This window comes from Macellibacteroides fermentans (genome assembly GCF_013409575.1).
GTDB lineage: Bacteria > Bacteroidota > Bacteroidia > Bacteroidales > Tannerellaceae > Macellibacteroides > Macellibacteroides fermentans.
On sequence record NZ_JACCCY010000001.1, the window covers coordinates 549,408 to 574,625 of the forward strand.

Genomic DNA, 25,218 nt, shown 5'->3' on the forward strand with positions numbered 1-25,218 from the left:
AAAATTAAATATCCATAGAGTAAACAACCGAGGGTCTACTCTATGGATATTTAGAAATCTATCGGATAAACTTAGTTCTTCTTTATTACAAAGGAGTGGATACCCGAGCCAATGCGATACTCCTTATCTGCGTACACGGTAGCCGTTGTTCCGGCGGGGATTTCCACAGTCAGCTTTACGTTTCCGTCTTCTCTTTTCCACTCACTACGGATAAGCCCCTTTACAGATTTGTATGAACCTTTTACCCATTGAAGGTCCTTTACAAAGTAAGGACGAATCACCACATGTGCAAATCCGGGCTGATCGGCATCGTAGTTTATACCAGTCAGACAATTATACATCCATGCGCTAACATCACCCATAAATACATGGTTTAAAGATGCATCACGAAACTCCGGACTCATGGTCCAGGTTTCAGGCAAGGTGGTGTATCCCATAGTCTGTACAAAATACCCCCACGAAGGTGCCTCGGTTTTAGTTATCATACGATAGGCATCTTCCACATAACCATAACGTGTAAGCATGGCAGGAACGGTCTTGCTGCCGAGAAGTCCGAAGTCGAGGAAATGATCGGTTGCCTTTACGGCATCCAACAGTTTATCGGCTACAAGCTGTTCTTTACCTTCGGGCACCAGACCTAAATACAGCGCCAACGCCTGGGCTGTCTGCGATCCGTTGGCATATACACCGGTTTCAGCATTGAAATACTTCGTATTGATCAGCGTTTTCAACTGGTCTGCCTTCTGCTGGAAATGGGTTGCGTCTTTTCCCAACAGGCTGGCAAAGCGGGTCATTAATGTATAATCAAGATAATAATAAGCCGTAGAAGTATACTCGTTGGGAGTCTGCGTTTTGTAAAATACCCAGTCTCCCAGGCCATAGGCCAAATAACCATCCTTTTCGCGTGTACTTAAATACTTAAGATAACGTTCCATAGTTGGATACAGTTTTTCGATGGAACGGGTATCGCCATAATAATTACAAAGGGCATTGGGTATGATAAAGAGTGCTGCATCCCAAACCGGTCCGATCCATTCGCCGTATCCCCAGCTGCTGGAAGGTATGATTCCTGAAATGTCGCCAATGGAATCTCGCTGATTGTCGATAAAGTCGTTCATCCATTTTTCGTACAAAGTAATTCCATCGAAGTTAAGTAAAGCCAGGTCTATTGCAACATGAGCATCGGCAGTCCAGCCATTCTTTTCGCGCTGAGGGCAGTCGGTCGGAATGCTGTGAATATTACTTCGGTAGGCCTGATTTGTGGCAGTCCATATTTTATTAAGCAGTTCGTTGGAAGAACTGAACTCGCCAACCTGATCCAACGAAGTATGCATGAACAGGGCAGTCAGACTTTGGTCGGTCAACTCCACCGGTTCGGAGCTTTCCACTTCGGCATACTGAAAACCGTGATAACAAAAGTGTGGCATAAAAACTTCCTCTTCGCCTGTACCTTTCAACGTGTATACATCCATCTGGAAAACCTCTTTCGCCTTTTCGGGATGATAGTAAACGTTGATATTACCCTGTTCCAACCGTCCGTCTTTCTTTAGCAGCTCTCCATGCTTTACGGTAATCCGGGTGCCGGGTTTACCTTTTACCTTTAAACGGGTAACACCTGCCATATTCTTCGGGAATGAGTAGACATACAGTTTGTTGCTGAAAGTCTTGAAGGCAGAGGCTTTCACCTCTTCGGTGATACGGATACCCGGCATAGTCTGGGCAACCAATAACGGAGCCGGTTGCGAAGTGATTACGGCATCCGTCCACGAAGCATCGCTGAATGTGGGGGTATTCCATCCCTCTTGTTCAAGACGGGCGTCATACATATCTCCACTGTAAAGGTTATTGTAGGTATAAGGGCCGGTAGATGTGCGCCAGCTATCGTCTGTAGCTACTACCTCCGTGCTTCCGTCGGCATACGTAATCCGAAGTTCGCAAAGGAACCGGGGACGATCACGCCAGCATGCTTTTTCGAAATCCCATACAGCCTTGCTCTGGATGTTGTACCATCCGTTGCCCAATACGGCTCCCACGGCGTTTTCACCCAGCGTGAGCAACGGAGTGATGTCGTGCGTTACGAAAAGAAGACGTTTGTCGAAATGGGTATATCCCGGATCAAGGAAGTTCTCGCCCACACGCTTTCCGTTTATAAAAAGTTCTGCATAGCCGGCAGCACTTACATAGGCACGGGCAGAAGCAATTGGCTTTTTTGCCGAAAAGGTTTTACGAAACAGAGGAGCGGGTTCAAATTCCTTATCCTGTTTGTCGGTTATCCATTTGGCCTGCCAATCGGATGGGTTGATCTTTGCCATCTCGAATGTGGCCGTTTGGGAAGTGCTTGTTTTCTTACCGCTTGCATCCCAAACCGTAACGTTCCAGTAGTACATTCGATGGGACTCGAGAGGAGTTGTTCCAGTATATCGGGCAAAAGGCAGCGTACCTTCCTGTTTGTCAGAATTCCACACATCGACTTTTCCCTCTTCCAACAATCCGGCCGAAGTGGCAACATGGATTTGATAATACGATTGGCTGAATTCTTTCTGGGAGGGGCTGAAGTTCCAGGTAAAGCGGGGCGACGGGGTATCCAGACCGATGGGTCCTGACAGGTACTCGGTTCGTAGTTCGCCGGGGACTACCTCTTTGTTTATGGTCTGACAGCTGCAGAACATGCCTGCAGCCAACAGCCATACGATAAAACCCTTGATACAGTTTTTTTTCTTCATTTCTCTCTTTAATTTATAGTATACACAACGTTTTATTTAATTATACGAATGCCTTTGGGCGCCTTGACTGTAGTCTTGACAGATCCATCGGACAATTTCTCGTGTCTGACAAATATGGATCCCTGAGGTGTTGGCAAAGTACCTTCCGCCCAAAGCAGATCGCCCAGAGATGGTTCGATTTTAACCACTTTGCATCCGGGTTCAAGGACCTTAAATCCCAGCACATGTTGAGTTAGCCAGGAGGTAGGGCCCGATGCCCAGCCGTGACAAAGACTATGTCTGAAACCTTTGTAACAGTAATCGCCATAATCGCCATGAATATCTTTTTTCCCTTCGGGCACCAGGTTATCGATGGGTGCGGCATTGGGCAACCATTCCATATTGAAATCTTCCCAAAATGTAGTAGCTCCCAAATCAAGCATTGCCCCCCAGTAGGTACGGATTATATCCAGACCGCCCTGCACATTTTGAGCCTTGCCCATGGCTTGCAGCATATAGTATCCATAAAAAGTGGAAAAGTTTTTTGCCCCACCTACACTAATCACCTCTTTGTCTGCAGTTACCGGATCCATCAGTCCAGCCAACGCCATCAAGGCCGCTGCCTGTTTAGAATGATTTGCATCCGGCACCTGTTTTTTCATACGGCCGGCTGCCTCAGCACACTGTGCAGCCAATGAATCATTTTTAAGTAAATGGCACAGTTCGCTTCCGGCATCCATCGCCATGGTAAGTAATGCCTGCAGGCCTGCATCCACTCCAGGCTGGTTTTCGCTGGATGGCCAGTCAAGAAACCTGTTGCCGTCTAGCTTCTCCCTTCCATTGGCATCCACTTTAGTCAGCAGATACTTAAGTAACCCTTCCATATAGGTTTTCTGCTGCATCAGGTAACCTAAATCCCCCTGGTACAAATACCAGTCGCGATGTATCAGCAGCCACCAGATGGAATACGAACTTATCCCGTTCATCCATTGGGGGAGCGGAGTAATATCACGTATCAGGTCCAGACTTTTAGGCACTACTTCGTTGTACCCAAAAACCGTGTTGATAGTCATCACCTCCGGATGCATATCGCCCACCCACACCAGGCGGTCGCGCTTAATACCGTCCCACAGATATTCCTGCATGTTGAGGTGCACCGTATAGGCACCGGTAAGCCATATTTTATTGAGTTGCTCGTCGTTACAGCTAAAACTGCCTTTGTAAGGTATATCCCGGGCGGTAAAAATTGCCCGCACCTCTTTAAGTTGTAATTCACTTGCCGGATCCAGCAGATCTATACGTACAAACCGGAATCCGGTATTTCCCACTTCAGCTACTCCCAACCAGGGCAAAGATAAGGTAAAATCGCGCATAGCATGATCGTTGGTAGCCCCACGTATACCTGTAGTACTCATGGCTTCGCTCACCGATTCGCCAAAGCGGATACGGATGTTGACCGGTTTTTGTGACCCGGGCATGCCGGTTACCAACTGCAAGCCGCCTTGCAGCTCTTTGCCGAAATCAAGTAAAAGTGAAGGATGTCCGTTTACCGAACTTTTCATTACACAGATCGATGTATTGGCAAGGTCGGTCTGTCCGTTTCCCGGACGAAGCAGGTTAGCCTCTCCCTGAATGGAAGCGCCTCCCCCCTCCTCTTTCCATACAATACGTGTTGGAGGTGGGTATACTCTTGTGCGCTGATCTCGCTGAAGCTGCTCCGAATGTATGCCGTTCCATGCCGGAGGCAGAGCCGACTGACCGTGAAGCTGCATCGTAGCTGCCAACAAAAAATTATATATCAGTATCTTTTTGAAATTCATTCCAATTACACTTTCAACATTAAATTTAAGATTGCATCGTTCGGTATGATTATTTGGACTACTCTAACGGCAGATTAAAGGCTACCGCCAATTCATCCAGCTGTTTGTCTGTCATCCCCACCGGTTCGAAGCCTGCAGTGCGGGCGTCAAGGTAAATCTGTGCCGATTTGGCCATGGTGTCTATAGCATCGAAACATTCGATGATATCTTCTCCCACTGCCAGCAATCCATGTTTTTCCCAAAGAACCACGTCGTGTTTCTCCAGTTGTTTGATAGTTGCATATGCCAGTTTCATGGAGCCTGGCAATTCGTAAGGTACAATTCCGATACCTCTTGGTACGATTACCCGGCTTTCGGGTATCATAGACCAAAGCGTATGGGTTATATAGGCCGAATTAAGCCAGCGGGGACTATGAGACAGGGCAATCAGATTGGTAGGATGCGTATGTAAAACCACTTTATTATTACGCCCTTTGGATAGCAGAAAATTATGCATTAACAAGTGCGAAGGCAACTCTGAAGTAGGAGAAATAGGTTGTTCTGCAATTATTTCGTAAGCACTGCCATCGGGTGTGATACGAATAATTGATCCGTTTTCGAAGGGCTTAAGAGAAATGTAGCGCATTCTCTTACCTGTTCCTGTCACATAAAAAATATGTCCGCCCAACTCTCCCATTACTTCCTGCAATTGGGTTGCCGGAGCCAAAGCCGGTAAATTCTTTTCTGCTTCGGTAAGAAGTTCGGTTATATTGACAGAGATATTTCCACCGTTTCGCTCTGCCCATCCCTTCTCCCAAAGATAGCCGGCAACTTCACATATCCGGTCTATTTCGGCCATTAAGGCCTGATTGTTTCGAATCATATATATTTAATAAATTATATCATCATTACAAGTTAGGAAAAACCAGCGAAAAGATTAGAATAAGCATTCCAGTAAACAATACTACCAGTGTTTTGTTTCCGGCTCCTTTCCACTCTTTCAGAATAATTCCCCACACATTACTGAAAATTACGTTTAAAGACATCAAAATACTCCACGAAAAAGCCAGCATTACCGGATGTTCCGAAAAGAAACTCTTACCCATACCCAATCCGAAGAACTGTGAGTACCATAGGATTCCGGCCAATGCACAAAATAAAATATTATTTAACAGGATCGGACCCGATACCTTAAAATAATCATACCCCGTATTATTTTTTACATTCTGGAAAAGGCAATAAACTGCATTTGTAATAAATCCGCCCATAGTAACCAATATGATTACCGGGTTGAGGGCAAATAATTCGATGGCTCCCAACTCCTTTGCTTTTTCCAGAACAGGTGTTCCCGCTTCAAGTCCTAAATTAAAGCAGGCGCTCATTACTCCGGCCAGTAAAGCAACCAATAATCCTTTGGTAAGAGCAAACTCCTTTACTGCAGCGAGTTTCTCCTCTTCACTCATTCGCTGCGCACGCAAACTACCTGCATAGCCAATTACTGCTATTCCGGCCAATGTGATGCAAACACCAAGTAAAAGAATCAAACCCTCGCCTGAAAACAGGTCTGTTCCGCCGAAAACAGCAGGTAGTAATGTTCCAAATCCAGCACATGTACCCAGAGCTATGGATTGTCCTAAAGCTACTCCCAGGTAACGCATGCTTAAACCAAAGGTTAATCCTCCAATCCCCCAAAGCATTCCATAAAAGCAAGCCTTTAGTGCACCGCCTGCCTGCCACAATTCAATCAGACTTGAACTTTCTGGAACTGCCAGCTGTGCTCCTAAATAAGGAAAGATTAGCCAGGCAAATATGCCCTGTATCAGCCAGAAGCTTTCCCAACTCCATTGTTTTACCTTCTTTATTGGCACATATGAACTGGATTGCCCCATACTTCCGATGGCAATAATCAACAAGCCGATTATGACGTTCATACCTCTAACGTTTGGATGTTACTGTTTGTTCGTACCTATGTATTTCGGAAATATAGTTTTCTCCCACAGGGACATCATTAAGGAAGCAGTAGTAATCCCAGACCGCCTGCCAGGGCATACTTTTAAGCTCTTCCTGTAGTGCAAGACGTTCAAAATATTGTCCGTTTTCTTCGTATGAATTCAATAATGCTGAAGGTTCAAGCAAGGCCTGAATAAAAGCTTTCTGCGTTGCACGGCATCCAATTACATAGGCACCGATACGGTTGATAGTTGCATCAAAATAATCCAGTCCGATATGTACACGGTCCAATGCGTCGCAGCGGATAATTTCGCGGGCCAAGTCCTGAAGATCATCGTTCAATATAACTACATGGTCGCTGTCCCAGCGAATGGGGCGGCTTACATGCAACATGATTTCAGGAGTGAATAATAACATAGAAGAAATCTTATCGGCAATACTTTCCGTAAGATGGAAGTGACCTGTATCAAGTGTTACTATCTTGCCCTTCTTTGCTCCGTATCCCAGATAGAAATCATAAGATCCCACTGTATAGCTTTCTAATCCGATTCCAAACAATTTGGCTTCGATACAATCTTTCATGTTTGCATATTCGGTAGAAAATATTTCGTCCAGCGACTGTTCCAGAATACGTCTGTACTTTATGCGACTTGCAGGCACCTCCTTGCTCCCGTCGTGAATCCAAAGGTTCATCATACATGGATCTGCCTGATATTTGCCCATTTCTTCACTAATCCAACGACAGCGTTTTGTATGTTCGATCCAGAAATTACGGATATCATCGTTGGGATTGGCCAAGGTAAGATCGCCACTTTTTGGGTGAGAGAATGAGGTACTGTTAAAGTCCAGCTTCATATTATGTTCCTTGCCCCACTCCATCCAGCTTTGAAAGTGTGAAGGTTCCACCTCGTTACGGTCTACCACCTTCCCTTCGAAATCGCCATAGATTTCATGTAGGTTTAGTCGGTGCGTACCCGGAATATAGGATTTGGCACAGAGCACATCCAACCTAAGTTCGTCTATCGTGCGAGCCTTGCCCGGATAGTTTCCGGTAACCTGTATACCTCCGGTAAGCGAACCGCCCTGATTCTCGAATCCCGTTACATCGTCGGCCTGCCAGCAGTGCAGCGACATGGATATTTTGTTCATTTTTTCAAGCACTTGGGTTGTATCCACGCCCAATGATGCATAGCGTTCGGTTGCCAGTTGAAATGACTGAAGCACATGATTCTCGTTTGTCATATACGTATTATTTTAAGATTACACGTTGATATTTTTCATACGCATCCTGCCACAAAGCAGTGTCGCAGGGGGTATAGTCTGTCAGGTCTACCGAGGCTGCCACCATGCGGCGCATCTCCCAACGATCGGCAACCAGTCCGCAGGCCTTTGCCTGCACCAGTCCGTTACCCATCGCCGTCGCCTCGGCAGGTCCGGCTATCAGAGGTATGCCCGTTGCGTTGGCTGTAAACTGATTAAGCAGTCGGTTTTGTGATCCGCCACCTATTACATGTAGCTGTAGGATGGGAAATGGAGCCAGCTCTCTCAACATGTCCAGCACTTCCCGGTAACGCAACGCCAGACTTTCAAAGATACAGCGCAGGTATTGGGAATGACTTTGGGGGATTGGCTGGCCGGTATCACGACAATAATCTGCAATCGCAAGTGTCATACTTCGCGGATTGGCAAACCGGGAATCGTCCGGGTTTACAAGTGAAATAAAGGAGGGGGCATCCGTAGCCATCTCCACAAGTTGTGGATAGGTATAGGTATGCCCCTGATGTTCCCACTCTTTTCGGCATTGCTCTACAAGCCACATACCGGTGATGTTTTTAAGGAAACGGGTGGTACCTTCGATACCTCCTTCGTTGGTAAAATTAAACAGGCAGGATTTATCATTTATTATCGGATGTTCCGTCTCAATCCCCATAAGCGACCAGGTACCGGAACTAAGATAGGCGAAGTTTGGATTAGAAGCCGGCACCGCTACAACAGCCGATGCCGTATCATGACCTGCAACAGCAATTACCGGCAGCTGTGGCAACCCGGCTTCCATAGCAAGTGCCGGAGTAAGACAACCCACCTTGGTGCCAGAGGATACGGGATTCGCAAACAAGGTTGGCGGAATTCCTACCGCCTCAAGCAATGAAGGTTCAAAACATCCGGTTACAGGATTAAGTATTTGAGAGGTAGAGGCAGCAGTATATTCGCATACCTCCACACCGGTAAGCAGGTAGGATATAAGGTCCGGCATGAATAAGATCCGCGCGGCACTTTTTAATGGAGCAAACTGTTCGCGTGATGCGGCATACAGTTGATAAAGACTGTTGAAATTTAGAACCTGAATACCTGTCAGCCGGTATACCTCATCCCGGGATATCTTTTTGAAAAATTCGTCGGGTACGCCATCGGTGTAGGGATCACGATATGCCCTTGGTAATCCCAACAAGGTTCCGTCTGGTGCAATATATCCAAAATCCACACCCCAGGTGTCCACACCCATCGATTCGAGCGGGAATTTTCTTTCGGCACAAAGGGTAAGGGCTTCCTTTATATATTGATAGAGAGCATAGATGTTCCAGTAATATTTTCCATGCAGTTCGAGCATATTGTTAGGAAAGCGGGTAAGTTCCTGCATTTCAATTTTGCCATGAGACAGGGTGATCAATACGCTTCGTCCGCTGGTTGCACCCAGATCAATCGCTAAAAAGGTGTGTTTCTTCATAAAAAGAACAAAGTTTTTTAGTTGTAATGGTGCAAAAATAGAGCTTATGTTATTACTTTTGCTTTCGAAAGTGACCTTAAACCTTTCAATTTTGACATGAAAGAATCTTCGGCTGATCAGCTAAAATATTTATCTATCAATTCGCAGGATGAAGACTGGGGAATTGTGGTGACCACCGTAGGGTATCAGTTTATACCACCGGAGGGGCAGTATCCTCAATCAGCCCATCCGGAGTCGTACAATTTCAAACCTCAGACCGGCAGAATATTAAATGAATATCAGCTGGTTTATATCATAAAGGGTAATGGATACTTTTCGTCGCAGTCGGTCAGGAAACAACGGATTTCCGCCGGTACGATGATTTTGCTCTTTCCGGGCGAATGGCACAGCTATTATCCCGACAAGCAGACTGGGTGGGATGAGTACTGGGTAGGATTCCGGGGAGTTCATATAGATAAACGGGTGGAGAAAAGGTTCTTCACCAAAGAAGAGCCGTTGCATTCGATAGGGATAAGTGCCACAATTGTAGGCTTGTATCAAGATATATTACGCTTTGCCAGTCAGGAGAAGGCGGGTTATCAGCCCATGATTTCGAGTATTGTGCTTCATATTTTAGGAAGTGTTTATTATAAGGAAAGAAATAACTCTTTTACCGACTCCTACGCCGTAGAAAAAATAAACGAGGCACGTATCCTGATGAAAAACATGGTGGAGAAATCTCCCTCACCGGAACAGGTTGCAGCCGAGATCGGGGTGGGTTACTCTTGGTTCCGGCGGATGTTCAAGGAATATACAGGCACTTCGCCTGCCCAGTATCAACTACAACAAAAGCTATTGCGTGCCAAGGAGCTGCTTACCACCTCGGGCAAAAGTATCTCTGAGATTGCGTTTGTACTGAACTTTGAGAATCCGGGACAGTTCTCTACCTTTTTCCGCAAAAAAGAGGGGGTGACTCCTTCTGAGTTTCGGGAAAGAGTCCATTGACGTTATTCTTCAATATGTATAAAAACGTAACGCCACAGAGAACTTTCGCTCTCCATGGCGTCTAACACAGCTTTGGTTTTGGGATATGTTATTTACTTTCTGAAGCGTATGCTACAAGCATCCACACAAGTTTTTCCTGTTCTTTGAGATAATCGCTCATCAAGGCAACCGTTACCTCGTCTCCAGATTCGGAAGCTAACGACAACAACGCGCGTTCTTCACCAATCAGGTAGCTGTAAGTATCAAGTACATGTTTCAGTGATTCGGAAGCAGATGATACGCCGCTTACCTCTTTCACCTTAGAGACTTTCAGATATTGGCTGAAGTTATTTACGGGTACTCCTCCCAACATAAGGATACGTTCTGCCAATTCATCCACCTTTTCGGCTACATCATCATACATCTCCTCAAATTGTTTGTGCAAGACAAAGAATTGTGATCCTTTGATGTTCCAGTGAAAACCTCTCAGGTTTGCATAAAACACTTGATAATCCGCCAACAACTGTTGCAATGAACCAACTACTTTTTCTGCTGAACCTGCGTTTAATTTGATAAAATCTAATGTTTTCATATTCTTTTATTATTTAAATTAAATACTATTTCTTTTTTGTACTACAAAGATACTAGCTTAAATGTCACTTGTCAAACTGATAATTTCTATCTTTGCATAGATGAAATCTATTATAAGCAGCAACAGATGAATATACAACAATTGGAATACATTCTTGCGGTAGATACTTTCCGCCATTTTGCCAAAGCGGCCGAACATTGCAATGTAACGCAACCTACCCTGAGCATGATGATTCTTAAACTGGAAGACGAGATTGGCGTAAAGATTTTTGATAGAAGTATGCAACCTGTAAAGGTTACGCCTACCGGAAGGAAGGTTATTGAACAGGCTCGCAAAATCCTGTATCAGACTTCACTCATCAAGGACATCGTAAATGAAGCTGAACAATCACTTAAAGGAACATTTCGTCTGGCCGTATTGCCCACCATCGCCCCTTACCTGCTCCCCCGCTTTTTTCATAAGCTGACAGGTAGTCACCCCGAAATGGATATCCGGATTCTGGAGATGAAAACACAGCCATCCATCAATGCACTTATCAACGGAGAAATAGATGCAGCAATTATTGCTTCGCTCCCGGGTGACAAGCAGCTTCAATATGATACTTTATATTACGAGGAGTTTTTTGGTTATGTTTCAAGAAACGAAACTCTCTTTAAAAATGACTTGATAAGGACTGCCGATATAAACGAGGAAAAACTATGGTTGTTGGATGAAGGGCACTGCTTCCGCGATCAGTTGATGCGGTACTGCCAGATGGAAAGTGTAAAAATAAACCAGGCTGCCTATCGGTTGGGAAGTATGGAGACTTTTATGCGTATGGTGGAGAGCGGCAACGGAATTACGTTTATTCCGGAGTTGGCTGTACATCAATTGAGCTCCGAACAAAAAGAGTTGGTGCGCCCCTTTGCCATTCCGAAACCGGCACGACAAATCATTCTGGCTACCCGTACAGATTTTATCCGTAGCAAGCTGCTTTCCATCATCATCGAAAGCATCCGGGATAATGTACCCAAACAGATGCATACACTACAGGCAATACAGCGAATTGTATAATGAAAAGACGGACTATGGAATGAAATCAGATTTTTTTTTGCAGGGGACTCAAAAAAATGTAATTAATTATTTGCAGATTCTAAAAAAGTATTACTTTTGTGGCGTATAAAAAACGAAATGAAACAGATGAATAGTTTTAGCTTTACATATTCCTTTTATTACTTTTACTTTAGTAGGTGAAGGCAGGAATTTATATGTAAAGCATTGAAAAGAAAAATATATCAATAAAACATAGAGAGTCCTGCCGATTTGGTGGGACTTTTTTTTGTTATTAACACACAGGTAGAAAATGAGGAAAGTTGCAATACAAGGAATAGACGGATCCTATCATGACATAGCCGCCCGTAATTACTTTGAAGGTGAAGAGATCGAAATTATCGGATGTAAAACCTTCCGCGATGTAATTTCGGCCATCAAAAATGACCCGGATATCATTGGGCTTATGGCCATAGAAAACACCATCGCGGGAAGTTTACTTCAAAACCATGAACTGATCCGTGAAGGCGGACTGAGCATTGTAGGAGAATACAAACTGCGTATCTCCCATTCGCTGGTTGCCTTGCCGGGAAGTAAGCTGGAAGATATTGTAGAGATAAACTCACACCCGATCGCCTTGATGCAGTGTGCCGATTTTTTGGATACACTACCCAATGTAAAGGTGGTTGAAAAGGGAGACACGGCTATGAGTGCCCGGTGGATTTCGGAAAACAAGCTGACAGGTCACGCCGCCATTTGCGGAAAACTGGCCGCAGAGATCTACCACATGGAGATACTGGCCGAAGGAATCGAGACAAATAAACGAAATTTCACCCGCTTCCTTGTATTGGCCGACAGGTGGAATGTGGATGATCTGCTACGCGGTGTCCAAAAAAATAAATCGTCCATCGTTTTCGCTCTTCCTCACACTTCCGGCAGTCTGTCCAAAGTTCTCTCAGTCCTCTCTTTCTACGACATGAATCTTTCCAAAATACAATCCTTGCCGATCATCGGGCGCGAATGGGAATATCTTTTCTACATTGATCTTACTTTTACAGATTATACAAGATACAAACAGGCATTAGATGCCATCATTCCATTAACAAAAGACTTTAGAATATTAGGAGAATATGCAGAAGGAAAACAAAGTGTGTAATATAACACCGGCAAACCGGGTTCATAGTGTAAGCGAATACTACTTCTCCAAAAAACTGAAGGAGGTGGCTCAAATGAATGCCGAAGGTAAAAACGTAATTAATCTTGGTGTGGGAAGTCCGGATCTTCCTCCTTCACAGCAAGCGATTAATGTATTGTGCGACGAAGCGCATAAACCCGACACCCACGGATATCAGCCATATGTTGGCATTCCGGAGCTGCGTAAAGGATTTGCTTCATGGTATAAGACATGGTTTAACGTTACATTGGATCCGCAGACCGAAATTCAGCCTTTGATCGGGTCCAAAGAGGGAATACTCCATATCTCGCTGGCTTTTTTAAATCCGGGCGACGGAGTACTGGTTCCCAATCCGGGTTACCCTACTTATACGTCGGTCAGTAATCTGGTGGATGCAACCATAGTTCCTTACGAACTAAAGGAAGAAAACGGCTGGTATCCCGATTTCGATGCTCTGGAGAAAATGGATTTAAGCCGGGTTAAGCTGATGTGGATAAATTACCCCAACATGCCAACCGGAGCTGATGCGACAGTAGAGCTTTATCAAAAAATCGTTGATTTTGGCAAACGTCACAATATTATTATCTGCAACGACAATCCTTACAGTTTTGTATTGAATGAATCGCCGTTGAGTATTTTGAGTATTCCGGGAGCAAAAGATATCTGTATCGAGATGAATTCGATGAGTAAGGCTCATAATATGCCGGGATGGCGTATGGCGATGCTGGCAAGTAATGCCCAATTTGTAAACTGGATTCTGAAAGTAAAAAGTAATATCGATTCGGGGCAGTTCAAACCGATGCAGCTGGCTGCAGTTGAAGCGTTGAAAGCTCCTAAAGAATGGTACGACACAATGAATCGAACCTATCGCAAACGCCGTGATCTGGCAGGAAAGATAATGCAGGCACTGAATTGTAGCTACGACGAAAAGCAAGTAGGTCTGTTTCTATGGGGTAAGATTCCTACAAACTCCCTTGGGAGCGAGGCCATGGCAGATAAAGTGCTTTACGAAGCAAATGTATTTATTACCCCAGGCTTTATTTTTGGCAGCGGCGGGAATCGCCACATCCGAATTTCGCTTTGCTGCAAAGAGGAGATGTTGCAGGAGGCTTTAAACAGAATCAACAAATTACAAGCATAATATAAAAAAACAAATATATGGAAATGAAACTAGAATCAATCTTGCTTCCGGGGGTAAACGATGAACGTCCGTTGGTAATTGCGGGGCCGTGTAGTGCGGAAACCGAAGAACAGGTAATGGAAACTGCCAGATTACTGGCATCCAAGGGAGTAAAGATATTTCGTGCAGGGATATGGAAGCCTCGTACTAAACCCGGAGGTTTCGAAGGGGTTGGCGTAGAAGGGCTGGCCTGGCTGAAACGCGTTAAAAAAGAAACCGGGATGTATGTAGCAACTGAGGTTGCAACCCAACAGCACGTGTTCGAGGCTCTGAAAGCAGGAATCGATATGCTTTGGATTGGCGCACGTACTACTGTTAATCCTTTTGCAGTTCAAGAAATTGCCGACGCTCTGAAGGGAGTGGATATTCCGGTATTGATAAAAAACCCTGTAAATCCGGATTTAGAGTTATGGATTGGAGCTATCGAACGGATCTACGGAGCCGGTATACGTAAGATTGGAGCCATTCACCGTGGATTCAGCTCGTACGATAAGAAAATCTACCGCAACCTTCCTTTGTGGCACATCCCCATCGAACTGCGTCGCAGGATGCCGGATCTCCCAATCATTTGTGATCCCAGCCATATCGGAGGGAAGAGGGAACTGATCGCCCCGCTATGTCAGCAGGCGATGGACTTAAGTTTTGACGGTTTGATTGTTGAATCGCATTGTAATCCGGATTGTGCATGGAGCGATGCGTCACAGCAGGTAACCCCGGATGTGCTTGATTACGTTATAAACCTGTTGGTTATACGTGACGTAACACAGACAACCGAAAACCTGGCAGCTTTACGTAGTCAGATTGATACGATTGATGAACAACTGCTTGAACTTCTGGCAAAACGGATGCGTATTTCGAAAGAAATAGGTGTCTATAAAAAGGAACACAATATGCCTATTTTGCAGTCTCCCCGATACAGTGAAATTCTGGAAAAACGTTCGGCTATGGGTAAGACATTGGAGCTGAGTCCGGAATTTGTAAAGGAGATTTTAACTGAAATTCACGAAGAATCTGTTCGACAACAGATGATTATAATGAACGAACAAGCATGAAAATACTAATATTGGGTGCTGGAAAGATGGGATCTTTCTTCACCGACCTGCTTAGTTTCGACCATGATGTGGCCGTATTGGAAAAGGACCCAAAACGAATGCGTTTTATTTACAATGCGGTACGGATGAGTTCGCCTGAAGAGATCCGTGAGTTTGCTCCGGAACTGGTTATCAACTGTGTTTCATTAAATTACACCATTGATGCCTTTAAAGCGGTGCTTCCTTACCTGCAGCCTTACTGTATTATTTCAGATATTGCTTCGGTGAAGACTGGTCTGCAGGAGTTTTACCAGACCTGTGGTTTCCCTTATGTATCTACACACCCCATGTTTGGACCGACTTTTGCAAATCTGGGAAATTTAAGCAAGGAAAATACAATTATCATTGCCGAGAGTGATCACTTGGGAAAGGTCTTTTTCAAGGATCTGTATACCATGTTGAAGCTGAACATCTGCGAATACACTTTTGAAGAACACGACAAGGTGGTAGCCTATTCGCTGGGAATACCCTTTGCTTCTACTCTTGTATTTGCATCTATCATGAAGCATCAGGATGCTCCGGGTACAACGTTCAAACGGCATATGAAAATTGCTCACGGCTTATTGTCGGAAGACGATTATCTCTTAACTGAGATTTTATTTAACCCGCGAACCCCCAACCAGATTGAACGGATACAGGAGCAGCTGACTATCTTGCTCGATATTATAAATCGCAAAGATGCTGCAGCGATGAAAGAATTCCTGACCAGAGTCCGCAAAAATATTGAATAGATATTTACCTGAAAAATGCCGGTTGCCTAAAGGACCGGCATTTTTTATATAATTACCTGATTGAAAGCTCGTACGTTTTCTTTTGATTGTAAGTTTTTTTCTTAGATTTGCATCCATACTTAATAAAATTCCACATGTTCAAAAAAAGCTCTGCACTCATTTATATCATTCTTGCCGTAAGTTTGATTTGTCTGTTCCCTTCTTCCGCAACTGCGCAAATTAGTGAAGGAGGCTTACCGCCAAGTTTTGGTTACACCAATCTGCTTAAAAGCGGTTCGTCTGCCGTGGATATACCTGTAACCTTTAGTGTGGAAGACCTTAAAACAGTGGATGCATGGAATGTATCGCAAGGAGCTCCTTTGAAAGTAGCTACGCTCATTCCGGTTCAACTATCAATCGAAAATTCCGGGAATTGGATCTCATTACCCGGAGGTGAACAAATATGGCAGTTAAAGATACAAGCAAAAGACGCCATTGCTATAAATCTTTATTACAATGATTTTTATATTCCTGAAGGAGGCAAGCTGTTTATATACAATGCAGATCATACTCAAATTATAGGTGCTTATACACACGAAACCCATCCCAAAGGGGGAAGGTTTGCGACCGAATTTGTAGCTGGCGACGATATTATTCTGGAATACCTGGCTCCTGATTCGGGAGAAAAGGCCCGTATCAGCATTGAAGAAGTGGGATATGGATATAATCACCTGAGTGTTGTACTTACTCCGAGAGCTACCGGAGAAGGGGCTTCTGGCAGCTGCAACGTCAACATTAATTGTTCTGAAGGTAATGACTGGCAAGATGAGAAAAATGGAGTTTGTCAGCTTGTGATGAAAAATGGCTCTTCCACTTACATCTGCTCTGGAGCATTGGTTAATAATACGGCAGTCGATTTTAAGCCTTACATCCTTTCGGCTTATCACTGCCTGATTCCCAACGACAAAGAGGCAAGCGTATCGGATCTTAACCAGTGGATTTTTTATTTTCATTACGAAGAGGCTGGATGTAATAATGCATCCGGTGCAACCCTCATACGTAAATCAATGGTAGGTTGTACTAAAAAAGCAACCACCCCTATTGATGGTGGATCCGACGGTATGCTGTTATTGATTAACAATGAGATCCCAGACAATTATAATGTGTATTACAACGGTTGGGATAAAGGCGTAACTGCTGCCACGTCGGGTGTTGGCATTCATCATCCTGCAGGTGATGCAATGAAAATATCCACCTTCACCAAGCCTGCATCGGGTTATACATGGAATGGATCGGACACGACAAAGGGAATGACTAACGCCCACTGGAATGTAGTTTTTGCTCAAACAGCCAATGGACATGGCATTACCGAAGGTGGATCTTCCGGATCACCGCTATTTAATCAAGAAAGTAGGATTGTGGGGACATTGACCGGAGGGAATTCTTCATGCACGGATCTGACCGGTTTGAATCTTTATGGTAAATTATCCGTTCACTGGAATGGCTTCAGCACAGCCGACACTGCACGGATGGACATCTACTTAAATCCAAACAATCAAGATGTTAATACATTGAATGGCAGATACCGGTCTACGCCTAAAGCTGGTCCAGAAAATGTGTCCGTTAATTATAACAATGTAGCCTCTACTGTAACAATCAACTGGTCGGCACCTTTGTCTGCATCTGGACTTACTGGATATAAGATATACAGGAATAACAATGTATTAGCCACTACATCCTCTTCTGTGCTAACCTATACCGACAACAGTTTACCTCAGGGAAATGTGTTTTACAGCGTAACTGCCACCTATACCGGAGGATTCGAATCGTTTCCGGTTGGAAACAGTGTAGATATAATAACGCATATGCCTCCATCAAGTATAACTGCTGTACAATCCGGTTATAACGTTACTATTTCCTGGACAGCTCCATCTGTCACCTCTAATGTAACTGGATACAAGATTTACAGAAACGGCAATTTATTAGCCAGCAAAACAGGCACCAATCATACAGACATCAATCCAGGCGAAGGATTCCAAACCTATACAATTACTACAACATACAATGATGGCAGTTCATCAAAGGAAATTGGTAAGAAATTGTATGTTTTTGGTTTTAAATCGCCCGTAGACTTTACTGCTCAGCAAGAAGTTAAGGACGTTAACTTAACATGGAATGCTCCTTTATATGAGCAGACTATCCAATGGGGAACGACTAAATACGCCTGGGGAATTGAAGCAAATAACGCTGCTCCCTTCTTTTTTGGTCAGACTTGGGGTAAAACCGATATTGCTCCGTTAAACAAGAAACTAATAAAGGCTGTAAGTTATGTTCCAACCGGGATTACACCAGTATATGCCATCTATATTGCTCAGGGAGCGCGCAAATATTACCAGCATATCGGTAGTGTTACGTCTGAACAGGTAAATAAGCTTCAAACCGTTTATCTTACTACTCCGTTTGTGATTGACGGGAATAATCAATTATATGTAACAATTAAAGCATTCAATTATCAGGGTGCAGATTATCCTGCAGCTAGCGATGAAGGACCTGCTGTTGATAACAGGGGAAATATCTTTACGACTGATTCTACCATCTGGACAAAACTTCCTGCCGATTATAACTATAACTTCATCGTAAGGGCGTTGGTAAGTTCGGAAGAGGGGGTAATCACCCAAAGTCTGGATGAGGCAAATCTGGTTAAAGAATTGGCAACATCTACAGATTTACGTACCTTAAAAATTTCCGAAGCGACTCCATTGGCTACAGAATATGATGTGCGTGCCTATGCTCCTCTGAGTTTTCCTGTTATTACAGGGTATAACCTTTATAGAAACAATATCAGATTAAACAGTTCGGCACTTACAGGCAACAGCTATAAGGATCTATTAGTGGGACAAGGAAGTCATTATTATAGTGTAAATACATTATATAATGCAATTGAAAGCGATCCAGCCAACCAATCCATCACTATTGTATATACAGGAGTTGAAACACCTCAAGCCAGTGATCCGAAAGTGTACCCTTCTCCCTTCTACAACCAGCTCAATATAGATAATGGACATACTATAGATCGGATTGAAATCGTCTCGGCCGAGGGTAAATTAGTCCGAAACCTAGCAAAGCCTGGAACGGTTATTAATACGGAAAGCTTAGTGCCGGGATATTATATCATCCGACTTTATCAAAACAACAAAATAACCGTTGTTAAAGCTATCAAGCGATAAAATGGAGTAAATACTGCCCTAAAATGAATATTCCGGTTTTCCTGATCAGGAAAACCGGAATATTTCGTTATAAAAGAATAGTTAATATTTGATTATTAAACAATAAAGTTTACATTTACAGTCTTAAAAGATAAAAATCTATTGGCTATGAAACCTATTTTAAAAATTTCGGACTTATTTAAAATTTCCTGGAAACAGACCCGTGCCCAAATATGGGTATTAGCAGGATTGTTGATCGGGTGGACTATCATTACGTTTACATTAAGTATATTCAGCACTCCTGATCCTAGTCAGGGACTGTCTGGTTACACCCTGGGCATTATTCTTATGAATATTGTATTTGCTCTCATAGGATGTATCTTCAATTTAGGTTACCTAAAAAATATATTTCAGGCCCTTGATGGAGACGAACCACAGTTTTCGGCTTATGGCCAACAGGCCCGCAAAATACTTACCTATTTTATTGCCAGCATTATAATGTCAATTATTGTATGTATCGGATTTTGCCTTTTAATTCTTCCTGGTATATATTTAGCAGTTCGGCTACAGTATTTCACTGCTGTAATTGTGGAAGATAATGGTGGAATAATTAGCAGCTTGAAAAGAAGCTGGGAGATTACCAAAGGAAATTTCTGGCCACTCTTCTTACTGGGGCTTACCTTCTTTGGAATAGCCATTTTAGGAATACTCTTATTCGTAGTAGGTATATTTGTTGCCTACCCATTGATATATATGATGTATGCTGCTTCTTATAGAGTATTATCAGCACCAATGGCTGCCGATGTTTTTGATGCAGTTAAGATAGAAGAATAAATAAGTTCTAATTTATCCAAAAGCTCCTGCTACGACGTTGGCAGGAGCTTTTTTTATGAATACAGCTAATATTCTTTCATTTAATTTGTGATACTAATATTTTGCTTTATATTTGCCATGTGTACGAACACATGGCAATATAAGTTAACTTTAATTTATATAGAAGATAAAACTGCATGAGAAAAAAAGGAAGTTACAGAATCAAAGATATAGCCATTATGTCTGGCGTTTCCACAGGTACGGTAGATCGGATTATTCATAATCGTGGCAAGGTTTCGGAAGAAGCAAGGGTTAAAGTTGAAGAGGTTCTAAAAAAAGTAGATTACAGACCAAATATAGTGGCAAGTGCTCTTGCTTCAAAAAAAACTTACAAGTTCGTCATGCTTATTCCTGCATTTTCCAAAGGAGACTACTGGGAAATTGTTAATCAGGGAATTGAGCGAGCAGAAGAGGAGCTTTCTGGTTATCACATTGAGATTGAAAGAGTATTTTTCGATCAATATGATAAAGATAGTTTTGACAAACAAATGGAGATACTTGAAGGTATGGAATTTCACGGTATCGTAATAGCCACACTGTTTAAGGAAAGTGTACTCCGGTTCACAACCCGCTTGGATAAAATGCAAATTCCATACGTACTGATTGATGCCTTTATAGAAAATACGCATTGTCTTGCGTATTACGGTACAAATTCTTTCAATTCGGGTTATATTGCAGCTAAATTGATGTATCAGCAGATCGGTCCGGACGATAAACTAGCTGTTTTCCGCTTTATTCGCAAAGGAGATAGTTGTTCAACTCAGGTGCTTAAAAGGGAAGAAGGATTCAGGACCTATCTGGATGAAAATCATTTCCGGGGCACTATCTATCCGGTTCATATCCATGCAGACGACAACGAAGGCAACCGAAATATCCTGGATTCATTTTTCCTGCTGCACGGTGATGTGAAGGCTGGTATTATTTTCAATTCGAGAGTCCATGTATTGGGGGACTACTTTAAAGCGCGGAAGAAAAAAGACTTTAAGCTAATCGGATACGATATTCTGGATGAAAATGTGGCCTATCTTAACAACGGATTAGTAACACACCTTATTGCCCAACGCCCAGAAGTACAAGGCGTTAATTGTGTCAGAGATCTATTCAGACATCTTATTTTGAAAGAAAAGGTAAAGAAGATGAACTTCATGCCTATCGACATTTTAATAAAAGAAAATATCAGTTACTACAATAATTATATCTAAAACTATGAGTAATCTTTTTTCCATTAAAGATCGTGTGGTGATCATTACCGGCGGATGTGGTGTGTTAGGCACAAGCATGGCCAACCATCTGGCATCCGAAGGAGCCAAAGTTGTAATTCTGGATAGAAATGCCAAGCTAGGAAACGAATTGGTAGACTCAATGATTGCCAAAGGATACGATGCTCTTTTTCTTGAAACAGATGTTCTTAACAAGGAGATTTTGGAGCAAAACAAGTTGAATATCATGCAAAAATATGGACGCATCGATGTATTGATCAATGCTGCCGGAGGAAATATGCCTGGTGCAACCATTGCTCCCGATAAAACTATCTTTGATCTTCAGATAGATGCATTTAAAAAGGTGGTGGACCTGAATCTTTTTGGGACCGTACTTCCTACAATGGTTATTGCAGAACCTATGGTAAATAGTAAAAAAGGATGTATTATAAACATTTCTTCCGAATCGGCGCTTCGTCCTCTTACTCGCGTAGCCGGATACGGAGCAGCAAAAGCAGCTGTTAGCAATTTCACTAAATACATGGCTGGTGAACTTGCCACCAAATTCGGTCCGGGTTTACGAGTGAATGCTATTGCTCCGGGTTTTTTTATTACTGAACAAAACCGGGACTTACTATTAAATCCCGATGGATCTTATACTGACCGCAGTAAAACTATTCTGGCACATACTCCGTTTAACCGTTTTGGTGAACCCGAGGAGTTGTTAGGCACTTTGCAATGGCTTGTGAGTGACGCTTCTGCATTTGTTACGGGTGTTGTGATTCCTGTTGACGGCGGTTTCGATGCATTTTCGATCTAATAAATACGAACTTAAAAAAACTTGTAACATGTATCTTTGCGAACAAACTTGGAGGTGGTACGGACCCAATGATCCCGTTAGCCTTTGGGACATTAAACAGGCGGGAGCTACCGGCATCGTAACAGCTTTACACCATATCCCTAACGGTGAGGTGTGGAGTGTAGACGAGATTATGAAAAGAAAAGAATTGATTGAATCCGTAGGATTACGATGGTCTGTTGTTGAAAGTGTCCCTGTGCACGAACACATCAAAACCCAGACTGGCGATTTTCAACAATATATTGACAATTATAAAGAAAGTATACGTAATCTGGGGGCTTGTAATATCAGGGTTGTCACCTATAATTTTATGCCTGTATTAGATTGGACACGCACCGACTTGGCCTATACATTGCCAGATGGATCCAAGGCATTACGCTTTGAGCGTGCTGCTTTTGTGGCTTTTGATCTATTTATTCTGAAGCGTCCTGGTGCAGAAGCTGATTATACAGAAGCTGAAAAAGAAAAAGCGAAAACGCGCTTTGCGGAAATGAGCGAAGCGGATAAGGCTCTTCTTACCCGCAACATGATTGCAGGCTTACCCGGTTCGGAAGAGAGCTTTACTGTAGAACAATTTCAACAGGCTCTTGACCGCTATAAAGAGGTAAATGCAGATCGTCTGCGTGCAAATCTTATTTACTTTCTCAGCGAGATAGCACCTGTTGCTGATCAATCAGGCGTTCGTCTGGTTATTCATCCCGACGACCCCCCCTACTCTATTTTGGGCTTGCCTCGTATTTTAAGTACTGAAGATGATTTCAAAAAACTTATCGAAGCTGTTCCTAATCAGAGTAACGGACTATGTTTATGTACGGGATCATTCGGTGTAAGAAGTGACAACGACCTTGCTGGAATTATGGAACGTTATGGTGACCGAATTGATTTTGTTCACTTCCGCAGTACTCAACGTGACGAAGAAGGTAATTTTTACGAAGCAAACCATTTAGAAGGTGATGTGGATATGTACGGAGTTATGAAAGCTCTTTTTGAACTTCAGCAACGAAGAAAATGCTCTATCGCAATGCGACCGGACCATGGACACCAAATGATTGACGACCTGAAGAAGAAAACCAATCCTGGTTATTCTTGTATTGGCCGACTTAGAGGTTTGGCCGAACTCCGGGGACTCGAATTAGGTATAGCCAAATCATTGACTAAAACAAGGTAAAATTATCGGGCAAATCTTAAACTATTGATTTGCCCGATATTTTTTTATAATAAATCAAAACTAAATCATAATATAAGCAACAATCAATATATTTGTATTTTAAATTAATACTGATACGCTATGAAATACATGATTCTCTTTTTGACGCTGTTTATATCAACAGTTCTATCGTCGCAGAATATGACCAAAGGCAAAATTGATACTTATGATTTAGATAATTACCGTATTTCCAATTGTAAGGTAACGTGGATTAATATATTCGAGACCAATTTATCTGCAAAAGAAATAAAGAAGGCTATAGAACTTTAAAATATTACTAATTTTAAAGAATTCGATGACAAGACCTTATTAGGCGAAGTATCTAAAATATCTGTACTGGGAGGTCGGTGTAATTATAGGGAATACATTAGTGAAGCTGTAAGTTACAAAGTTAGAATAGATATTAAAGATGGAAAATATAGGGTTACCATCAGTGATGTATCGCTCTATTCTTTTGAGAATAAGGCATTATACAACCTGGAATGGTACGTTTTAAACAAAGAATGCGAATTTAAAAATCCGTTAGGTATTTCCAATAGTATCCGTAAAATACTAACATGTTATCTACTTGACACTTACACTATCTCCGAAAGCAACGAAATGGATAATTGGTGAGATTCTGTCAAAAACAATCTTTCGAAGATATCTTGTCTCAACTCTAAAACCGTCTATTATGTGTAAATAGTATTGAAATGACTCTGGATATTTTACTAATTATTATTGGATCGTTAATGCTTTTGGTCGGACTGGCAGGCTGTCTGCTGCCAATCTTACCCGGACCACCTTTAAGCTGGTTGGGCTTGGTTGTTCTGAAGTTTTCCTCCTCTTTTACTGAGGTACTTTCTTGGAGGGAGGTCTTGTTATGGGGTGCACTTGTCGTTATTGTAACTTTAATTGATACAGTGCTTCCGGTATTTGGAAGTAGAAAAATTTTAAAAATGAATCGTTCACTTTAAATCATAATTGCATATGCTGCGTAATTATTTTTTACTAGCTGCCTTATTAACGTCTTTATCCATTCAAGTCAAGGCTCAAAAAGTTGATTATGTATTGGTAGTCCATGGAGGTGCGGGAAACATGAAGGATCTTGAAAAAGATTCAATTCATGCAGCAGCATATTATGCAGCTCTTGATTCTGCTTTAGAAATAGGAAATGAAATCCTTGCCAAAGGAGGTGATGGCGAATTGGCTGTGTTGTCAGTGGTTAGTTATTTCGAACAAAATCCACTTTTCAATGCAGGTATTGGTGCAACATGTACAGCCGACGGTCAATTTGAATTAGATGCATCAATAATGCGTGGAAAAGATTTAATGGCTGGAGCCGTGGCTGGGGTGAAACTTACCAAGCATCCGATCAAGGCGGCACATGCAGTGATGACTCAAACTCAGCATGTAATGTTAAGCGGCGCCGGAGCTGATCGCTTTGCTTTGGAACATGGCCTTGAGATGGTTGATGATAATATGTATTTTGCCACCCCAAAAACAATGCAATGGATTGATAAACTAAAGCAAGAAAGCAAAAAAAACGGTACTGTGGGTTGTGTCGTTCTTGACAGCAAGGGCAACCTTACAGCTGGGACGAGCACGGGTGGTATGTTTAAAAAACAATGGGGTAGAATTGGTGATTCTCCATTAATTGGAGCGGGAACCTATGCTGATAATGCCAGTTCTGCCGTATCCTGTACAGGACATGGTGAATACTTTATCCGCCATATTGTTGCATATAATTTATGTTTGCGGGTTAAACTGCTAAAGGAATCTATTCAAGAAGCAGCCGATCATATAATTTTTGAAGAGTTGAATGAAAAAGAGGGTAACGGAGGGCTAATCGCCGTCGACCGGAATGGGAATATTGCCATGTCATTCAACAGTAACGGCATGTTTCGAGGTTTTATTAAAAAAGAAACAGGGAATAGCAATATCATTAAGAAGATCGGAATCGGTAAAGTTCTAAAATAA

21 protein-coding genes are annotated in these 25,218 nt (G+C 42.8%); 14 read left to right on the forward strand and 7 right to left on the reverse strand.

Annotated elements, in window-relative coordinates:
* Positions 1 to 71: 71 nt before the first annotated feature.
* The 6 genes from F5613_RS02260 to F5613_RS02285 are packed head-to-tail and all read right to left on the reverse strand — an operon-like array spanning position 72 to position 9,176.
* Positions 72 to 2,723, reverse strand: a complete 2,652-nt coding sequence (locus F5613_RS02260; RefSeq protein ID WP_179398519.1) for a family 78 glycoside hydrolase catalytic domain — start codon at positions 2,721 to 2,723, stop codon at positions 72 to 74.
* Positions 2,724 to 2,755: 32 nt separating this feature from the next.
* Entirely contained in the window at positions 2,756 to 4,522 is a 1,767-nt protein-coding gene (locus F5613_RS02265; protein WP_179398520.1) for an alpha-L-rhamnosidase-related protein, read from the reverse strand.
* Positions 4,523 to 4,580: 58 nt separating this feature from the next.
* On the reverse strand, positions 4,581 to 5,390 hold the full coding sequence (gene rhaD / locus F5613_RS02270) for a rhamnulose-1-phosphate aldolase (protein WP_179398939.1): 810 nt from the start codon (positions 5,388 to 5,390) through the stop codon (positions 4,581 to 4,583).
* A 19-nt stretch (positions 5,391 to 5,409) separates the two neighbouring features.
* Positions 5,410 to 6,432, reverse strand: coding sequence for an L-rhamnose/proton symporter RhaT (gene rhaT / locus F5613_RS02275; RefSeq protein WP_179398521.1), 1,023 nt, complete (start codon positions 6,430 to 6,432; stop codon positions 5,410 to 5,412).
* Between the two features lie 4 nt (positions 6,433 to 6,436).
* A complete protein-coding gene (locus F5613_RS02280; protein WP_179398522.1) occupies positions 6,437 to 7,693 on the reverse strand; it encodes an L-rhamnose isomerase in 1,257 nt (418 codons plus the stop codon).
* A gap of 7 nt (positions 7,694 to 7,700) precedes the next feature.
* The gene (locus F5613_RS02285; protein ID WP_179398523.1) at positions 7,701 to 9,176 is read right to left on the reverse strand and encodes a rhamnulokinase; all 1,476 of its coding nucleotides are present in this window, start codon (positions 9,174 to 9,176) and stop codon (positions 7,701 to 7,703) included.
* Positions 9,177 to 9,272: 96 nt separating this feature from the next.
* Here F5613_RS02285 and F5613_RS02290 point away from each other — a divergent pair, with 96 nt between their 5' ends.
* Positions 9,273 to 10,160: an AraC family transcriptional regulator gene (locus tag F5613_RS02290; protein ID WP_179398524.1), complete on the forward strand. Its 888-nt coding sequence runs from the start codon at positions 9,273 to 9,275 to the stop codon at positions 10,158 to 10,160.
* An 88-nt stretch (positions 10,161 to 10,248) separates the two neighbouring features.
* On the opposite strand, the gene F5613_RS02295 is transcribed toward F5613_RS02290, so the two are convergent.
* Positions 10,249 to 10,731, reverse strand: coding sequence for a Dps family protein (locus F5613_RS02295; RefSeq protein ID WP_179398525.1), 483 nt, complete (start codon positions 10,729 to 10,731; stop codon positions 10,249 to 10,251).
* Positions 10,732 to 10,857: 126 nt separating this feature from the next.
* Here F5613_RS02295 and F5613_RS02300 point away from each other — a divergent pair, with 126 nt between their 5' ends.
* The 13 genes from F5613_RS02300 (at position 10,858) to F5613_RS02360 (ending at position 25,218) form a co-directional block, all read left to right on the forward strand.
* Positions 10,858 to 11,784: a hydrogen peroxide-inducible genes activator gene (locus tag F5613_RS02300; RefSeq protein ID WP_179398526.1), complete on the forward strand. Its 927-nt coding sequence runs from the start codon at positions 10,858 to 10,860 to the stop codon at positions 11,782 to 11,784.
* A gap of 289 nt (positions 11,785 to 12,073) precedes the next feature.
* A complete protein-coding gene (locus F5613_RS02305) occupies positions 12,074 to 12,916 on the forward strand; it encodes a prephenate dehydratase (RefSeq protein WP_079684338.1) in 843 nt (280 codons plus the stop codon).
* A complete protein-coding gene (locus F5613_RS02310; RefSeq protein WP_179398527.1) occupies positions 12,891 to 14,075 on the forward strand; it encodes a pyridoxal phosphate-dependent aminotransferase in 1,185 nt (394 codons plus the stop codon). Before F5613_RS02305 ends, F5613_RS02310 begins: the two co-directional genes overlap by 26 nt.
* A 17-nt stretch (positions 14,076 to 14,092) precedes the next feature.
* Positions 14,093 to 15,166: a bifunctional 3-deoxy-7-phosphoheptulonate synthase/chorismate mutase type II gene (locus tag F5613_RS02315; protein ID WP_179398528.1), complete on the forward strand. Its 1,074-nt coding sequence runs from the start codon at positions 14,093 to 14,095 to the stop codon at positions 15,164 to 15,166.
* Positions 15,163 to 15,936 (forward strand): prephenate dehydrogenase, encoded by a 774-nt coding sequence (locus tag F5613_RS02320; protein WP_079684341.1) that lies wholly within the window; start codon positions 15,163 to 15,165, stop codon positions 15,934 to 15,936. The genes F5613_RS02315 and F5613_RS02320 overlap by 4 nt, the downstream gene beginning before the upstream one ends.
* A gap of 134 nt (positions 15,937 to 16,070) precedes the next feature.
* Positions 16,071 to 19,142: a T9SS type A sorting domain-containing protein gene (locus F5613_RS02325; protein ID WP_179398529.1), complete on the forward strand. Its 3,072-nt coding sequence runs from the start codon at positions 16,071 to 16,073 to the stop codon at positions 19,140 to 19,142.
* A 147-nt stretch (positions 19,143 to 19,289) separates the two neighbouring features.
* Positions 19,290 to 19,955 (forward strand): DUF975 family protein, encoded by a 666-nt coding sequence (locus F5613_RS02330; RefSeq protein WP_179398530.1) that lies wholly within the window; start codon positions 19,290 to 19,292, stop codon positions 19,953 to 19,955.
* Between the two features lie 176 nt (positions 19,956 to 20,131).
* Positions 20,132 to 21,196 (forward strand): LacI family DNA-binding transcriptional regulator, encoded by a 1,065-nt coding sequence (locus F5613_RS02335; RefSeq protein WP_179398531.1) that lies wholly within the window; start codon positions 20,132 to 20,134, stop codon positions 21,194 to 21,196.
* 4 nt (positions 21,197 to 21,200) lie between these two features.
* Positions 21,201 to 22,013, forward strand: a complete 813-nt coding sequence (locus F5613_RS02340; RefSeq protein WP_179398532.1) for an SDR family oxidoreductase — start codon at positions 21,201 to 21,203, stop codon at positions 22,011 to 22,013.
* 28 nt (positions 22,014 to 22,041) lie between these two features.
* Positions 22,042 to 23,220 carry a mannonate dehydratase gene (gene uxuA / locus F5613_RS02345; protein ID WP_179398533.1) on the forward strand — a complete coding sequence of 393 codons (1,179 nt, stop codon included), beginning with the start codon at positions 22,042 to 22,044 and terminating at the stop codon, positions 23,218 to 23,220.
* A 120-nt stretch (positions 23,221 to 23,340) separates the two neighbouring features.
* A complete protein-coding gene (locus F5613_RS02350; RefSeq protein ID WP_179398534.1) occupies positions 23,341 to 23,529 on the forward strand; it encodes a hypothetical protein in 189 nt (62 codons plus the stop codon).
* Positions 23,530 to 23,951: 422 nt separating this feature from the next.
* Positions 23,952 to 24,215: a DUF456 family protein gene (locus F5613_RS02355; protein WP_179398535.1), complete on the forward strand. Its 264-nt coding sequence runs from the start codon at positions 23,952 to 23,954 to the stop codon at positions 24,213 to 24,215.
* A 13-nt stretch (positions 24,216 to 24,228) separates the two neighbouring features.
* Positions 24,229 to 25,218 (forward strand): isoaspartyl peptidase/L-asparaginase family protein, encoded by a 990-nt coding sequence (locus F5613_RS02360; protein ID WP_179398536.1) that lies wholly within the window; start codon positions 24,229 to 24,231, stop codon positions 25,216 to 25,218.

Bases quoted from the DNA above. Each gene is read 5' to 3' on its own strand.
- F5613_RS02260 (WP_179398519.1), bottom strand. From the start codon at position 2,723: ATGAAGAAAAAAAACTGTATCAAGGGTTTTATCGTATGGCTGTTGGCT.
- F5613_RS02265 (WP_179398520.1), bottom strand. From the start codon at position 4,522: ATGAATTTCAAAAAGATACTGATATATAATTTTTTGTTGGCAGCTACG.
- rhaT (WP_179398521.1), bottom strand. From the start codon at position 6,432: ATGAACGTCATAATCGGCTTGTTGATTATTGCCATCGGAAGTATGGGG.
- F5613_RS02280 (WP_179398522.1), bottom strand. From the start codon at position 7,693: ATGACAAACGAGAATCATGTGCTTCAGTCATTTCAACTGGCAACCGAA.
- F5613_RS02285 (WP_179398523.1), bottom strand. From the start codon at position 9,176: ATGAAGAAACACACCTTTTTAGCGATTGATCTGGGTGCAACCAGCGGA.
- F5613_RS02290 (WP_179398524.1), top strand. From the start codon at position 9,273: ATGAAAGAATCTTCGGCTGATCAGCTAAAATATTTATCTATCAATTCG.
- F5613_RS02295 (WP_179398525.1), bottom strand. From the start codon at position 10,731: ATGAAAACATTAGATTTTATCAAATTAAACGCAGGTTCAGCAGAAAAA.
- F5613_RS02300 (WP_179398526.1), top strand. From the start codon at position 10,858: ATGAATATACAACAATTGGAATACATTCTTGCGGTAGATACTTTCCGC.
- F5613_RS02305 (WP_079684338.1), top strand. From the start codon at position 12,074: ATGAGGAAAGTTGCAATACAAGGAATAGACGGATCCTATCATGACATA.
- F5613_RS02310 (WP_179398527.1), top strand. From the start codon at position 12,891: ATGCAGAAGGAAAACAAAGTGTGTAATATAACACCGGCAAACCGGGTT.
- F5613_RS02315 (WP_179398528.1), top strand. From the start codon at position 14,093: ATGGAAATGAAACTAGAATCAATCTTGCTTCCGGGGGTAAACGATGAA.
- F5613_RS02320 (WP_079684341.1), top strand. From the start codon at position 15,163: ATGAAAATACTAATATTGGGTGCTGGAAAGATGGGATCTTTCTTCACC.
- F5613_RS02325 (WP_179398529.1), top strand. From the start codon at position 16,071: ATGTTCAAAAAAAGCTCTGCACTCATTTATATCATTCTTGCCGTAAGT.
- F5613_RS02330 (WP_179398530.1), top strand. From the start codon at position 19,290: ATGAAACCTATTTTAAAAATTTCGGACTTATTTAAAATTTCCTGGAAA.
- F5613_RS02335 (WP_179398531.1), top strand. From the start codon at position 20,132: ATGAGAAAAAAAGGAAGTTACAGAATCAAAGATATAGCCATTATGTCT.
- F5613_RS02340 (WP_179398532.1), top strand. From the start codon at position 21,201: ATGAGTAATCTTTTTTCCATTAAAGATCGTGTGGTGATCATTACCGGC.
- uxuA (WP_179398533.1), top strand. From the start codon at position 22,042: ATGTATCTTTGCGAACAAACTTGGAGGTGGTACGGACCCAATGATCCC.
- F5613_RS02350 (WP_179398534.1), top strand. From the start codon at position 23,341: ATGAAATACATGATTCTCTTTTTGACGCTGTTTATATCAACAGTTCTA.
- F5613_RS02355 (WP_179398535.1), top strand. From the start codon at position 23,952: ATGACTCTGGATATTTTACTAATTATTATTGGATCGTTAATGCTTTTG.
- F5613_RS02360 (WP_179398536.1), top strand. From the start codon at position 24,229: ATGCTGCGTAATTATTTTTTACTAGCTGCCTTATTAACGTCTTTATCC.